General features: G+C 45.5%; 14 protein-coding genes and 1 riboswitch. Of the genes, 5 read left to right on the top strand and 9 right to left on the bottom strand.

What is annotated here, in order from left to right:
- Positions 1-347: 347 nt before the first annotated feature.
- Positions 348-782: an Hsp20 family protein gene (locus QQK21_RS20875; RefSeq protein ID WP_284194133.1), complete on the top strand. Its 435-nt coding sequence runs from the start codon at positions 348-350 to the stop codon at positions 780-782.
- Between the two features lie 70 nt (positions 783-852).
- Here QQK21_RS20875 and QQK21_RS20870 read toward each other — a convergent pair whose 3' ends face one another.
- The 3 genes from QQK21_RS20870 to glyQ all read right to left on the bottom strand — a co-directional run bounded on the left by QQK21_RS20870 (position 853) and on the right by glyQ (position 5,328).
- On the bottom strand, positions 853-2,103 hold the full coding sequence (locus tag QQK21_RS20870; RefSeq protein WP_284194097.1) for a valine--pyruvate transaminase: 1,251 nt from the start codon (positions 2,101-2,103) through the stop codon (positions 853-855).
- Between the two features lie 226 nt (positions 2,104-2,329).
- Positions 2,330-4,396: a glycine--tRNA ligase subunit beta gene (gene glyS, locus QQK21_RS20865; RefSeq protein ID WP_284194096.1), complete on the bottom strand. Its 2,067-nt coding sequence runs from the start codon at positions 4,394-4,396 to the stop codon at positions 2,330-2,332.
- Between the two features lie 14 nt (positions 4,397-4,410).
- Positions 4,411-5,328, bottom strand: a complete 918-nt coding sequence (gene glyQ / locus QQK21_RS20860) for a glycine--tRNA ligase subunit alpha (protein ID WP_284194095.1) — start codon at positions 5,326-5,328, stop codon at positions 4,411-4,413.
- A 270-nt stretch (positions 5,329-5,598) separates the two neighbouring features.
- Positions 5,599-5,707: riboswitch (yybP-ykoY riboswitch) on the top strand.
- Between the two features lie 91 nt (positions 5,708-5,798).
- On the opposite strand from glyQ, the gene QQK21_RS20855 reads away from it, so the two are divergent.
- Positions 5,799-6,353, top strand: a complete 555-nt coding sequence (locus QQK21_RS20855) for a TMEM165/GDT1 family protein (RefSeq protein ID WP_284194094.1) — start codon at positions 5,799-5,801, stop codon at positions 6,351-6,353.
- A gap of 182 nt (positions 6,354-6,535) precedes the next feature.
- The gene (locus tag QQK21_RS20850; RefSeq protein ID WP_284194093.1) at positions 6,536-6,784 is read left to right on the top strand and encodes a hypothetical protein; all 249 of its coding nucleotides are present in this window, start codon (positions 6,536-6,538) and stop codon (positions 6,782-6,784) included.
- Between the two features lie 45 nt (positions 6,785-6,829).
- Here the strand turns inward: QQK21_RS20850 and tusA are convergent, their stop codons facing one another.
- Entirely contained in the window at positions 6,830-7,078 is a 249-nt protein-coding gene (gene tusA, locus QQK21_RS20845; protein ID WP_284194132.1) for a sulfurtransferase TusA, read from the bottom strand.
- A 121-nt stretch (positions 7,079-7,199) separates the two neighbouring features.
- Between tusA and QQK21_RS20840 the strand changes: the two genes are divergently transcribed.
- Positions 7,200-7,397 carry a hypothetical protein gene (locus QQK21_RS20840; RefSeq protein WP_284194092.1) on the top strand — a complete coding sequence of 66 codons (198 nt, stop codon included), beginning with the start codon at positions 7,200-7,202 and terminating at the stop codon, positions 7,395-7,397.
- Between the two features lie 222 nt (positions 7,398-7,619).
- On the opposite strand, the gene acuI is transcribed toward QQK21_RS20840, so the two are convergent.
- A complete protein-coding gene (gene acuI / locus QQK21_RS20835) occupies positions 7,620-8,600 on the bottom strand; it encodes an acrylyl-CoA reductase (NADPH) (RefSeq protein ID WP_284194091.1) in 981 nt (326 codons plus the stop codon).
- A gap of 246 nt (positions 8,601-8,846) precedes the next feature.
- On the opposite strand from acuI, the gene QQK21_RS20830 reads away from it, so the two are divergent.
- On the top strand, positions 8,847-9,551 hold the full coding sequence (locus QQK21_RS20830) for an SDR family NAD(P)-dependent oxidoreductase (RefSeq protein WP_284194090.1): 705 nt from the start codon (positions 8,847-8,849) through the stop codon (positions 9,549-9,551).
- A 37-nt stretch (positions 9,552-9,588) separates the two neighbouring features.
- On the opposite strand, the gene ilvA is transcribed toward QQK21_RS20830, so the two are convergent.
- Genes ilvA through ilvM form a run of 4 tightly spaced genes read right to left on the bottom strand, consistent with a single transcriptional unit; the run spans position 9,589 to position 14,238 of the window.
- Entirely contained in the window at positions 9,589-11,139 is a 1,551-nt protein-coding gene (ilvA, locus tag QQK21_RS20825) for a threonine ammonia-lyase, biosynthetic (protein WP_284194089.1), read from the bottom strand.
- Between the two features lie 3 nt (positions 11,140-11,142).
- Positions 11,143-12,984: a dihydroxy-acid dehydratase gene (gene ilvD / locus QQK21_RS20820; protein WP_284194088.1), complete on the bottom strand. Its 1,842-nt coding sequence runs from the start codon at positions 12,982-12,984 to the stop codon at positions 11,143-11,145.
- A 27-nt stretch (positions 12,985-13,011) separates the two neighbouring features.
- On the bottom strand, positions 13,012-13,941 hold the full coding sequence (ilvE, locus tag QQK21_RS20815) for a branched-chain-amino-acid transaminase (protein ID WP_284194087.1): 930 nt from the start codon (positions 13,939-13,941) through the stop codon (positions 13,012-13,014).
- A 12-nt stretch (positions 13,942-13,953) separates the two neighbouring features.
- Positions 13,954-14,238, bottom strand: a complete 285-nt coding sequence (gene ilvM, locus QQK21_RS20810; RefSeq protein ID WP_284194086.1) for an acetolactate synthase 2 small subunit — start codon at positions 14,236-14,238, stop codon at positions 13,954-13,956.

Raw genomic sequence — 14,238 nt, 5'->3', positions numbered from 1 at the left:
ACGAAAACACCGCTTAATGCGGTGTTTTTTTGTTCCTAATAAATAAAGCAAAAAATTTTTCACTAATACCCCTTGAAAAGGATTTACCTCAACCTTATTTAATTTAGTGAGGAGAGTGGGATGTCTTGCTCAAAAGAGAAGAAACATTATCTCCGTATCGCAGGCTGGATATTGCTCAATGTGAGGATTTTCAGTGATGCAACTAACACTTAATTTGGGTTTGTTTCTATGTCCCTGAACACGCTTTGTTGTCTGTGGAGTAGTGATGAACTCCTTAGTCGATTTGTCTCTAATGAGACTCAAGTAAACTCACGACTAAGACTATTGCTTAAAATGAGGATAGCATGATGAGAACTGTAGATTTCACTCCTTTATACCGCAACGCAATTGGTTTCGATCGTCTTTTTAATATGATGGAAGCGACATCAGCGAAGAATACCTCGGGTGGTTACCCTCCTTACAATATCGAGCAAAAAGATGAAAACAACTACCGCATTACTATGGCAGTTGCAGGTTTTGCCGAAGAGCAGTTAGAGCTGACTCAGAAAGAAAATACGCTTATTGTTAAAGGTGAGCGTAAAGAGGAAGAAAACAAGAATTATGTTTACCAAGGTATTGCTGAGCGAGATTTTGAACGTAAGTTCCAGTTGGCTGATTACGTCAAAGTAATTGGCGCCAGTATGGAAAATGGCCTTTTGCATATTGAGCTAGAGCGAGAGATTCCCGAAGCTATGCAGCCGCGTACCATCGCCATCAATGGTAGCAAATTGCTTGAAGGTTAAACCCTAGCCTTGTTTAGATAAAGAGTGAAAGAGCGCCTGCGGCGCTCTTTTTAATTGAATCAAACGAGGGCTATTTTTCTTGATAAGCTTTGCTGACTTCTTCAGCGATAATTTTGATGCCTTTTTGCATCATGTCATCATCTTGCACATAATTCATCCGTAGACACTGATGGGCGTGCTCCCAGTCATCCTCTTGACCAATAAAGAAATATTCCCCAGGAATTATCAGCACGCTGCGTGCCTTAAGTCGTTGATAAAGCTCCATTGTCGTGATGGGGAGCTCATCAAACCATAGCCAAAGGAAAATTGCGCCCTCGGGTTTATGAATTCGAAAACGAGGGTCGGTGATTTCTGCTTGCAGTAGCTCGACAGCGCGTTGAGATTTTCTTTGGTAGAAAGGTTTGATGACTTCAGTACTTAGATTGAGTAGATCATTATTTTGGATCATATGGTAGCCAAGAGCTGGCCCAAGGCTTCCGGGAGCTAAGCTAATGATGCCATTCATATTGGCTAACGCTTGGGTGATTTCTTCGTTTGCAATCACAATCCCACAGCGTACGCCCGGTAGACCAAGTTTTGATAGACTCATACACAGGATGGTGTTTTCATTCCAAAATGGTTTTACATCCTCAAAAATGATATTGGGGAAAGGTAAACCATAAGCATTGTCTATCATGAGAGGAATGTTATTTTCCCGAGCAAGTTGGTCGAGCTTGCGAATTTCGTCGTCAGTCAATACGTTACCGGTTGGATTGGTCGGGCGTGATGCGCATATGGCAGCAACAGATTCATCGACATTAAGCTCCTCAAAGTTCACATGGTATTTAAACAAACCATTGTCGAGTTTTTCGATTTCTGGGCGGTAGGAAACAAAAATATTTTCATCGACGCCCGCATCGCCATAGCCTATGTATTCTGGTGCTAAAGGTAGCAAGATTTTCTTATGTGAGCCGTCGGGTTGCTGGCCTGCCAGTAAGTTAAACAAATAGAAGAAACCACTTTGACTGCCATTGGTCAGGCTGATGTTTTTGGCACTAATGTTCCAACCGTAGGTCTGTTCGAGTAAATCCGCTAAGGCAGAAATAAAGGTGTTTTTACCTTGAGGACCATCATAGTTCGCCAGCGCAGCAACCAGATCGCCACTTTTTAGCATCTCTTCGCAAGCTTGATGAAAGTAATCGAGCATGGCAGGAATGGCAGCAGGGTTGCCCCCTCCGAGCATCATGGCACCAGGAGTGCGTAGGCCATCATTTAAGTCATCCATCAGACGAGTTATACCAGAATACTGGTTAAATTTTTCACCAAACTTAGAGAATTGCATTTGTCGTTATACCCAATGTGTTGTGATTGTTTTTATATTGATTGCTGGAGGTTTGTGATACAAACAAGGCCGCTTTGTTCACAGACTAATTGACTGTGAAGACTGGAGCAATCCTTGACCATACCCTAATGTGATCATGAGGCAAAGGACAAAATTTGTCGGTGAAAAAAAATAAAGCCCAACCTTGATTGGTTGGGCTTTGTCACATATTTATTGCAGCAACGTTTTACTTCTGAAGAAGAGAAATGTCGGCAATTTGTAAGAAGAGATTTCTCAATTTATTGAGCAGAGTGAGGCGGTTGTTTTTCAAGGCCTCATCGTCGGCCATGACCATGACATTATCGAAGAAAGCATCAACAGGCTCACGTAAATCAGCAAGTTTGTTGAGTGCTTCTTGATAGTTACCCGTTGCAAATGCCGGCTCTAGAGCCTCTGCCATGATTTCAACACTTTCAGCGAGTGCTTTTTCAGCGTCTTGCTCTAACAATGCAAGGTTGATATCCGATGCTAATTCACCATCGAATTTTGCCAAAATATTACCGACACGCTTATTGGCTGCCGCGAGTGATTCCGCTGACTCCAATTGACGGAAATGGGATACTGCCTTAACGCGTTGATCAAAATCAGCCGGTTTTGTTGGGCGGCGAGCCAGAACGGCCTGGATAATATCTACACTAAAGCCTTGATCTTGATACCAAGCGCGGAAACGACCTAGCATAAACTCAATCACATCATGCTCAACATTATCATTGGTTGACTTGTCACCCAATAGTGATTTCGCTTTGGCAATCAGATCGACCAAATCAAGTTTGTACCCGTACTCAACGATAATCCGCAGTACGCCAAGAGATGCACGGCGCAAAGCAAAGGGATCACTGCCTTTGGGTGCCTGACCTATACCGAAGATACCGACGATCGTGTCGAGCTTATCTGCAATAGCGATGGCCGTCGATACCCCATGTGAAGGCAGAGTATCACCTGCGAAGCGAGGCATGTACTGTTCATTCAGGGCTATGGCGACTTCTTCGGCTTCACCATCATGGCGGGCATAATGCATTCCCATCACACCTTGGGTGTCGGTAAATTCAAATACCATGGACGTCATCAGATCGCATTTGGCCAATAGTCCGGCACGTTTTGATTTTTCAACATCTGCACCGATTTGTTCTGCTATATAACCCGCTAATTCGGTAATACGATCGGTTTTGTCTTTGATTGTACCGAGCTGCTTCTGGAAGATAGCCTGCTCTAGCTCAGGCAAACGGTCGATTAGAGGGCGCTTACGGTCAGTATTAAAGAAGAACTCTGCATCAGCCAAGCGAGGTCTGACGACCTTTTCATTACCTTCAATCACGTATTTGGGCTCTTTAGATTCGATGTTGGATACGAAAATAAAGTTAGGGAGCAACCTTTTATCCTCTGTGTAAACAGGGAAGTACTTTTGGTCGCCTTTCATGGTATACACAAGGGCCTCGGAAGGAACTTTAAGAAACTCTTGTTCAAATTTGGCGGTGAGCACAACAGGCCACTCCACTAAAGAGGTGACTTCTTCCACTAGTTCATCTTCGAGATCAGCAATACCACCCAGTGTTGAGGCGGCTTTTTGAGCCTCTGCAATAATGATGGCTTTACGGGCTTCGTAGTCTGCCATTACCTTGCCACGCTCTTGCAATAGCGCTGGATATTGCTCGGCTGACTCAATAGTAAATGCTTGCTCACCCATAAAACGATGGCCGCGAATGGTGCGAGAAGACGTCACCCCCAAAATCTCACCTTCGATAAGTTCAGAGCCCATAAGCATGGTGAGGGTTTTGACTGGGCGGATAAATTGTGTTGCTTTGTCACCCCAGCGCATGGGCTTTGCGATTGGCAGGTTAGCAAGAGCTTTTGATGCAAGTTGAGTTAAAATCTCACTGGCGGGCTGACCTTTAACTTCTTGTTTAAACAGTAGCCATTCACCTTTGTCTGTTACCATACGCTCAGCCTGATCAACCGTTATACCGCAGCCGCGAGCCCAACCCTGAGCGGCTTTGGTTGGGTTGCCGTCTGAGTCGAATGCTGCGGCAATAGCGGGACCACGTTTTTCAACGATTTTGTCTGCTTGGCTTTCTGCTAGTTCAGCGACTCTAAGTGCAAGACGTCTAGGTGTCGCAAACCACTTAATACCTTGATGGGAGAGCTCTGCGTTTTGCAACTCTGACTCAAAGTTTGCTGCAAAGGCTTCCGCTAGGGTGCGTAGCTGTGTTGGTGGGAGTTCTTCGGTACCCAGCTCGATTAAAAATTCTTTTGCCATGTTACTTTTTTCCCTTACACCTGTTCTTTTTTACACATTGGGAAGCCAAGCGCTTCACGAGATGCATAGTAAGCTTCTGCCACTGATTTGGTCAGATTACGAATGCGCAGAATATAGCGTTGACGCTCTGTGACCGAAATTGCTTTGCGCGCATCAAGTAGGTTGAATGCATGTCCAGCTTTAAGAATACGTTCATAAGCAGGAAGGGGTAACGGCGTTTCAAGCTCTAGTAGCGCTTTGCACTCTTTTTCACATTGCTCAAAGAAGCCAAATAGGAAGTCAACGTCAGCATGCTCGAAGTTGTAGGTAGATTGTTCCACTTCGTTTTGGTGGAAAATATCGCCATAGCTAACCACGTTGCCATCCGGTGCTTTGTTCCATACCAGATCGTAGACGGAATCGACTTCTTGGATATACATAGCTAGGCGTTCAATACCATAGGTGATTTCACCAGTCACAGGCTTACATTCAAGACCACCAACTTGTTGGAAATAGGTAAACTGAGAAATTTCCATGCCGTTTAGCCACACTTCCCAACCTAGTCCCCAAGCACCGAGCGTTGGGTTTTCCCAGTTATCTTCAACGAAGCGAATATCATGAACTAGGGGGTCGACACCAAGAACTTCAAGAGAGCCTAGGTACAATTCCTGAATATTGTCTGGTGATGGCTTAAGCGCTACTTGAAACTGATAGTAGTGCTGTAGGCGGTTAGGGTTTTCACCATAACGGCCATCGGTTGGACGACGAGAAGGTTGTACGTAAGCAGTCGACATTGGCTCTGGGCCAAGTGCACGTAAGCAGGTCATTGGGTGTGACGTGCCTGCGCCTACTTCCATATCAAGCGGTTGAACAATAGTGCAACCATTTTGAGCCCAATAATCCTGCAGCGCGAGGATCATTCCCTGGAAGGTTTTGGTATCGTATTTTTGCATAAGTCAGGTTCGCGCAATTATGTGATTACTTGTGTTGTCGTCATATTTGTTGCCTTTTTAGGTAACAATTGCGATTCAAAGTAACTAGGGTTGAAAAAATAACAATCAAGTATACCTATAACTGACCAGCGGGAGTAGAGGTAATCTTGCTTAATTGGTCATCAAAATTTGGTTTTATTAGAATTTATTGTGCTGATTGTTTTTATTTTCGATAAAACCGAGTTTTTGATGGAAATCTGACTTGTGCTTTGTGGTTATGCTCTTTAGAATCTCGCCATCTTTGGGGAGTAGCTTACCAGCAGACCGTCTGCTCGGTTCGTTCGTCAACATAATTGGTGCACAATCACCATGGCGAACGAGATTCATCGCCGGATGAATTTAGCAAGACCTTAGATAAACATCGTGAACCGAGGCGGGGCACGAGGTTTGTCTTAGGTTCAAATAATAATCCCTGCCTCATCGAGCATGTCGTGAGCGTTTTAGCTATTTCAATTACTACCATCGCCTTAGCCGAAATTGGTGATAAAACACAGTTACTATCTTTGCTGCTTGCCAGCCGCTATCAAAAACCACTTCCTATCATTTTCGCGATCGCATTGGCCACATTGGTTAACCACGCACTTGCAGCGTGGCTCGGTGTATTTATTGCCGATCATATGCCAGCGCATATTTTAAAGTGGATTCTCGCAGTGAGCTTTCTTGCTATGGCGTGTTGGGTGTTGGTCCCAGACCGACTTGATGACAGCAATAATATGGTTAATCGCGGTGCTTTTCTCACCAGTTTTGTTGCTTTTTTTATCGCGGAAATAGGTGACAAAACACAAATCGCAACCTCTATTCTCGGTGCTCAATATGCTCAATCATTGATACTGGTTATTTTGGGGACCACGCTGGGTATGTTACTGGCGAATGTGCCAGTTGTATTTGTTGGCCGAATGTCAGCTGGTAAGTTGCCGCTTAATGTGATCCGTAAAGTTACCGCGATACTCTTTGTTGGTTTGGCTTTTGGTAGTTTGCTGTTCTAGAAATGCGGGGTTATTAAGTCGCCAAATGGGAGCCCTATTCGTATCTAGGTTTGTCACAGGGCGTGACCTGATATACACCAGTGTAACCTTTGTCGTGCTATGTTAGTTGTGTGCCTTAGTATGGCTTGACGTGTTGTGATATGCGTTAGAGTGGGTGCAGAACTGAATGGGAGAACGATATCATGCTTACACGCTATATGGGAATATCTCCAAGAAGTCAGAGTTACCTGTTTAGCTTTGGATTAGTGCTATGTTTGCTGGCGATGGCTTTAACCGATATGTGGCTACCAATTGTTGCTGGCTCATTTGTGATGACGGCTTTGACGGTAGAAGCTTGGATTCGGGTTGCGCACATCCTACCTTTACAGGACGAAGTGCGCTTAATTAGGAAGCAGTTAGAGCAGCAGAGACAGCAAGAAAATGATGAGTGAAGGGTAATGATCAACAATGATGGCGTATCATTTTAGCCAGTTGACTCATTTCATCCCTTTTCTGATCACATATTGATAAGGCAGGCTCTCTGTTTGCGCGCTGATGAGTTGATGATCCATAAACCGGCAAAAGCTTGGTATGTCTCGTGTGGTGGAAGTATCGTCAGCAATAACCAGCAAAACTTCGCCATCTTTCATGTTTCGTATTGTCTTTCTGACCATCATTACTGGTTCAGGGCAGCGCATTCCTTGTGCTTCCAGCGTTTTATCTACCTGCTCTGGATTAAATACCATGGTCATATCTCGAATTACCTTTTTAAGGAGCTAGATGATACTGACGAAGAAAAAATATTCAATAACCTCTTGGCAAATGATGCGAATTGATTTAACGTAGTTAACAATCTGATAACATTGAGTGCGGAGGCAGCTTGTGAATGAACTCGAACGCTTAACAGTGTACTCCGTACTTTGCTTTATGTGCTTTTGCGCTCTTGTGCTCCGACCTTCAAGTGAAGTGTCTTTATTGCCAATAGCTGGCATGGTTGCAACGGTTGTTGGTATATGGTGTGAGACCCGTTGTTGGTCGGGCTCGTCACAAGAGCGCCAAAATTAAGAGCTTGTTAACAAGCACCCGTTACATTCCGACACTATCCCCATTTTTTCTTGGGCTTCCCCGCTGAAAGGCGGGATTTTTTTTATTAATATTATGCGATCGCAAAGTAGTTTATGGTTTTGTTTGCCTGACAGTGAATTTTAATCGTTAGTGTAGGGCCCGAGCAAACATCGTCGCTGCTGAGTCAGTCGAACCCATGACTGACTCTCAGTTGTTTCGCCGTTAGAGTTTAATCACCACTCGTCCTGTAACTTTTCCATTAGTGATCTCTTCAGAGTAGTCTGGCGCTTGTGCTAACTTTATTTCGGTACATGCTTGTTCAAAGTAGCTTTGAGGTAATAATTTGGCTAACTTATTCCATGCTTGTACGCGTTTTTTGGTTGGGCACATGACAGAATCGATACCTTGCAAGCGCACATTGCGAAGAATAAATGGCATGACTGTGCTGGGTAAATCGAAACCTCCCGCAAGTCCACACGCGGCAACAGATCCGTTGTAGTCCATTTGCGATAAAACTTTTGCTAATACCTTACTACCAACAGTATCTATAGCGCCTGCCCAGCGTTGTTTTTCAAGTGGTTGAGCGGCTTGCTCAAATTCTGAACGCTCAATGATATGATTTGCTCCAAGCTGCTCGAGTAAAGGACCGTTTTGTTCGATACGACCCGTTACGGCAGCAACTTGATACCCAAGTTGAGACAGTAGAGTGACAGCCACAGAGCCGACGCCACCGCTTGCACCTGTGACGAGAATTTCTCCTGACTCTGGTTCAATGCCTGAGTCAATGAGAGTTTCAACACATAACATTGCTGTTAAGCCTGCAGTGCCAACCATCATGGCTTGTTTACTGCTAAGACCTTCGGGCAATGGGACAAGCCACTCTGATTTTAAACGAGCGCGCTGAGCCATACCACCCCAGTGATTTTCACCTACTCCCCAACCCGTCAATACGACTTTATCACCGACTTGGAAGCGATCATTATCCGAATGAGCAACCGTGCCGGAGAGATCTATGCCAGGCACCATGGGGAAGTTACGGATGATTTTACCTTTTCCAGTGATGGCTAAGCCGTCTTTATAATTGAGAGAGGAATAATCGACATCAATTAATACATCACCTTGTGGCAATTGACTTTCGTCTATCTGCTCAATGCCAGCGAGAGTTTGGTTTTGTTCTTGTCTTAAAATGAGTGCACTAAACATATGTGGTCTCCACAACCGAGCGAGAGTTTTGTTGGGCCTTGAGTTTAGATCCAAAAGGTAGATGACTAAAATGAAACTTTCGTATTATGGAGATGTTGTTGAGCCAGATTAAAATTTGGTCGTCATTTAATTATTATGTAGCTGTTGAATATGTTTTGTGTTGCGTATGGGGGTGGATATGATTTACAAAGGTTGCTCTAGTCATTAAGAATTATGTTTTAGCAATGATTTGAGGTGGGCAATCTAATGAAAACAGTTCTAGTAACGGGGGCCAATCGTGGCATTGGCTACGCAACCGCTATTGCATTTAGAGATGAGGGGTATCGTGTATTGGGTACGGCTCGTCAGTCTGAAGATCGTATGAAGCTGCGTGATCAAGGTATTGAGGCCTACGAGCTTGAAATGACCAAGATGGACAGTATCGAAAGTTTATATCAGCAGCTTAAATCTGAACATTTACTCCCTGACATCTTGATTAATAATGCGGGTATTGCTCACTTAGCCCCTTTCGCTAAAACCTGTTTACAAAGCTATGATGAGACATTGAATGTCAATTTGCGAGCGGCGTTTTTTCTAACCCAAAAATTGGTTAGCCACATGTCCCGTCAGCAATATGGGCGCATTGTCAGTGTGTCGAGTATTCTAAGTTCACTCCCTCAAAAAGGGTTTGCTAGTTACGCTGCCGCGAAAGCGGGCTTAGAGGCCTTTAGTCGTGTCGTTGCTCTAGAATATGCCCATAAGGGAGTAACGGTAAACTGCATTGCAGCAGGGTTTGTTGATACAGATATGATTAAAGGTCTTGTCAATGCAGAGCAGCTGAAATCTCAGATCCCGACTCGCTCAGTTGCATCGCCAGAAGAGATTGCACAAAGTATTTTGATGCTCACTAAGCAGGCGAATATCACGGGTGAGGTGATTCAGACTAACGGTGGATTGTTGATGAAGCCATAGAAACTAGGGGCAGAACAAATCTGGCCCCCAGCTTTTGTTAGCATGATAGAAAGAACTTATATGATGGATTATCGGTTTCATCTTTGCACTGGTACCCAAGCTCTCTCAAATGAGCAGAGAAGCGTGCAAGATCGGATTCATCAAGTTCAAAGCCACACAATACTCGGCCGTAGTCTGCGCCATGGTTGCGGTAGTTGAATAAGCTGATATTCCAGTGAGTCCCCAGGGTGCTGAGGAACTTAAGCAATGCACCTGGATATTCAGGAAATTCAAAACTGTAGAGGCGCTCTTTAAGCTGCTTTGACGGTCTGCCACCAATCATATAACGAATATGTAACTTGGCCATTTCATCCTCTGATAAATCAACCACAGGATACCCACCTTCGCGCAGATCATGAATGATGTGTTCTAGCTCTTGTTGGCCACCTTGAAGGCGTACGCCGACAAATATATTCGCTAACGCATCATCGTTATAACGGTAGTTGAACTCAGTCACCGCGCGCCCACCAATGAGATGACAAAACTCAAAAAAGGCCCCTTGACGCTCGGGAATGGTTACAGCCAGTAAGCCTTCCCGCTTTTCACCAAGTTCACAACGCTCGGAAACATAACGCAGACCGTGAAAATTAGTATTCGCTCCGGATAGTATTGTGCCAAGGTTGCAATTTTGGAGTTTATTTTGCTCGCTATACTTTTTAAGGCCCGCGAGAGCCAGTGCGCCAGAAGGCTCAGCAATCGCGCGGGTATCCTCAAAGATGTCTTTGACTGCGGCACAAATTTCATCACTAGAGACGCTAATGTGCCCATCAAGATATTGCTGACAGAGTCGAAATGTTTCATCGCCAATCCGTTTTACCGCCACGCCGTCGGCAAACATGCTGACCTGATCAATCACCACAGGTTCGCCAGCATCGAGTGCAGCTTTAAGACAAGCTGAGTCTTCAGGCTCAACCGCGATAACCTTGATCTCTGGCATCAATTGCTTAACGAGTACAGCCACACCCGCTGCCAAGCCACCGCCACCAACAGGGACAAAGATATGATCGAGATGGCCATTTTGCTGTAGCATTTCCATGCCGATGGTTCCTTGGCCTGCGATCACTAGTGGGTGATCGAAAGGGGGAACAAAAGTATACCCATGTTGCTTGGCTAAACGTTCCGCTTCTGTTTTAGCTTCGTCGAAGTTGTTGCCATGAAGAACAACGTGACCGCCAAAACCGCGCACAGCATCGACCTTGATATCTGGTGTCGTTTTGGGCATCACAATGGTGGTTTTTATGCCGAGCTTAGTACCTGATAGCGCCATTCCTTGAGCATGATTACCTGCCGATGCCGCGATTACACCAGCAGACTTCTGTGCTTCAGATAAGCTTGCAACCATATTGTAGGCACCGCGCAATTTGAAAGAATGCACTGGCTGTCGGTCTTCGCGCTTGATTTGCACTTGGTTACCAATACGCTCGCTTAATCGCGGCATTGCTTGCAATGGTGTGACCGTTGCGGCTTCGTATACGGGTGCTCTTAAGATCTGACGCAGATAATCTGCGCCAGTCAGGTTTTCTTTCCCTGAAAATACACATGTAGCCATAAGCTAGTCCCCTAGCTTCGACTTATCTCGTACCGCCCCTTTGTCAGCACTGGTTGCCATACTGGCGTATGCTTTAAGCGCAAAAGAAACGTCACGCTGACGATCAACAGGTTTCCAACCTAGCTCGTCTTGTTGAGTTCTTCGCTCGGCAAGCTCTTGCTCGGAGACCTCTAATGAGATTGAGCGATTTGGAATATCAATCGCAATCATGTCACCTTGCTTGACTAAGCCAATTGCGCCGCCATTGGCCGCTTCTGGTGAAGCGTGACCAATTGATAGGCCAGATGTACCGCCAGAGAAACGTCCATCCGTTAGTAGTGCACAATCTTTACCAAGCCCCATGGATTTTAGATACGTAGTTGGGTAAAGCATTTCTTGCATACCAGGACCGCCTTTGGGGCCTTCGTAGCGAATGACGACCACGTCACCTGCTTTGACTTTTCCACCCAATATACCCTCGACGGCATCCTCTTGACTTTCAAATACGACTGCTGGGCCTGTAAACTTGAGAATACTTTCATCGACACCGGCCGTTTTAACAATACAGCCATCAAGTGCGATGTTGCCTGATAGGACAGCCAGTCCACCCTCTTGACTAAAGGCATTATCTTTTGTGCGGATACAGCCATTGACTCGGTCGTCATCGAGTCTGTCCCACCGACAATCCTGAGAAAAGGCTTTGGTGGTGCGAATACCTGCAGGACCTGCGCGATAAAATGTGAGAACATCTTCATCGTCAGTTTGCATGATGTCGTATTTGGCAAGCTGTTCTTTCATTGAAAGGCCTAGCACAGTTCGTGCATCGTTATGGAGTAGGCCAGCTCGGTCTAATTCACCAAGGATTGCCATAACGCCGCCTGCGCGATGGACGTCTTCCATGTGATATTTAGGTGTCGAAGGGGCGACTTTACACAAATGCGGAACTTGGCGAGACAGACGGTCGATATCGTCCATATCGAAGTCAACCTCACCTTCTTGCGCAGCGGCTAGAAGGTGAAGTATGGTGTTGGTTGAGCCACCCATGGCAATGTCTAATGCCATCGCATTTTCAAAGGCGTCAAAGGTGGCGATATTGCGAGGTAGTGCTGACTCATCTTCTTGTTCGTAGTAGCGGCGTGTCAATTCGACAATGCGTTTGCCCGCATTGATAAACAAGGCTTCACGATCCGCATGAGTTGCCAGCATGGAGCCATTGCCCGGTTGCGATAACCCCAGCGCCTCTGTTAAGCAGTTCATTGAGTTTGCTGTGAACATACCAGAGCATGAACCACAAGTTGGGCATGCTGAACGTTCGACTTGCTCACTTTGCTGATCAGATACCTTAGGATCAGCGCCTTGAATCATTGCATCGACTAAATCGAGCTTGATAAGTTGGTCTGATAGCTTGGTTTTGCCCGCTTCCATTGGTCCACCAGAAACAAAAATCACGGGAATGTTGAGGCGCATTGCGGCCATCAGCATTCCCGGCGTGATTTTGTCACAGTTTGAAATACACACCATAGCATCAGCACAATGGGCGTTGACCATGTATTCCACTGAATCAGCAATAAGTTCTCGAGATGGGAGGGAGTACAACATACCGCCGTGACCCATGGCAATACCGTCATCGACGGCGATGGTGTTGAACTCTTTGGCAATACCACCGGCTTTTTCTATTTCTCCAGCGACTAATTGGCCCATGTCTTTTAAGTGAACATGGCCTGGCACAAATTGAGTGAACGAGTTAACGACAGCGATAATGGGTTTACCAAAATCTTCTTCTTTTACGCCAGTTGCACGCCACAGAGCACGAGCGCCTGCCATGTTCCGACCGTGAGTGGTGGTTGCTGATCTGTATTTAGGCATTCTACTACTTCCTTAATTTGCCATGTCTTATGGGTGGACGTAATCTAACCAGCCCCACTTGTCTTCAGTGGTGCCATTGAAAAGTCCAAAATAAGCTTCTTGGAGCTCTTTTGTTATAGGTCCGCGTTTGCCTGTGCCGATTTCAATTTTATCTATGGTGGCAACAGGAACGACCTCTGCTGCAGTACCCGTCATAAAGACTTCGTCGGCTAGATAAAGTGCTTCACGCGCAATATTGGCTTCATGGACTTGGTAACCTTTATCTCGTGCGAGCGTCATGATCGAATCACGAGTAATACCCGGTAGGATAGCGCTAGTGGTTGGAGGAGTGGTGATCACCCCATTTTTGACAACGAAAATGTTCTCGCCAGCCCCTTCTGATAAGTAGCCATCGACGCTAAGTGCGATCCCTTCATCATAGCCGTGACGGCGTGCTTCACCACCCACAAGTAAAGAAGATAGGTAATTACCACCCGCCTTTGCTGCTGTAGGTATGGTGTTAGGCGCTGCTCGATTCCAACTGGAAATCATAGCATTGACGCCTTTTTCTAGTGCTTCTTCACCCAAATATGATCCCCAAGGGAAAGCTGCAATGATGAGGTCCATTTCAGTGCCTTGAGGTGGACATACACCCAGCCCCACGTTTCCAACATAGCCAAGAGGTCTTATATAGGCATTGTCGAGGTTATTTTTACGCACAGTCTCTCGAGTTGCTTCCATAATTTCTTCGACTGTATAGGGAATAGGGAAGCGATAGATTTTAGCTGAATCTTTGAGTCGATTTGCGTGTTCACGGTGGCGGAAGATAATTGGTCCTTTTGGCGTATTGTAACAACGCACGCCTTCAAATACTGATGTTCCGTAGTGCATTGCATGAGTCAAAACGTGCACTTTAGCTTCTGCCCAAGGAACCAGTTCACCATTGAACCATATATAATCTGCTGTTTTTGTCGCCATTTTTGCCTTCCTTTATGCGCAAACTTTTTGCTGAAGATTGTTGTTTGGTAGTTGATCACTCGCAATTTGAGTCACCTCAACAGTTCGTACGTCCCAGAGCTTTTCAATCTGATTGGTCAGAAAAGAGATTGGCCTATCGCTATCAACAATGATCTCAACACTGGCAACCTTACTTTCATGATTTTGTGTCCCAGCCACTTGCCTAACAATGAAGCCACGGTGGCGAACCACTCTAAGAACGCGTTCGAGTAAAACGGGTTTATCGTCTGCCTTGATGTCGATTAAGTATCTTTCCAT

This window comes from Vibrio zhanjiangensis, assembly GCF_030161235.1.
GTDB lineage: Bacteria > Pseudomonadota > Gammaproteobacteria > Enterobacterales > Vibrionaceae > Vibrio > Vibrio zhanjiangensis.
The sequence above is the reverse complement of the archived record's forward strand: the minus strand, read 5'-3'. Positions and strand labels throughout refer to the sequence as shown.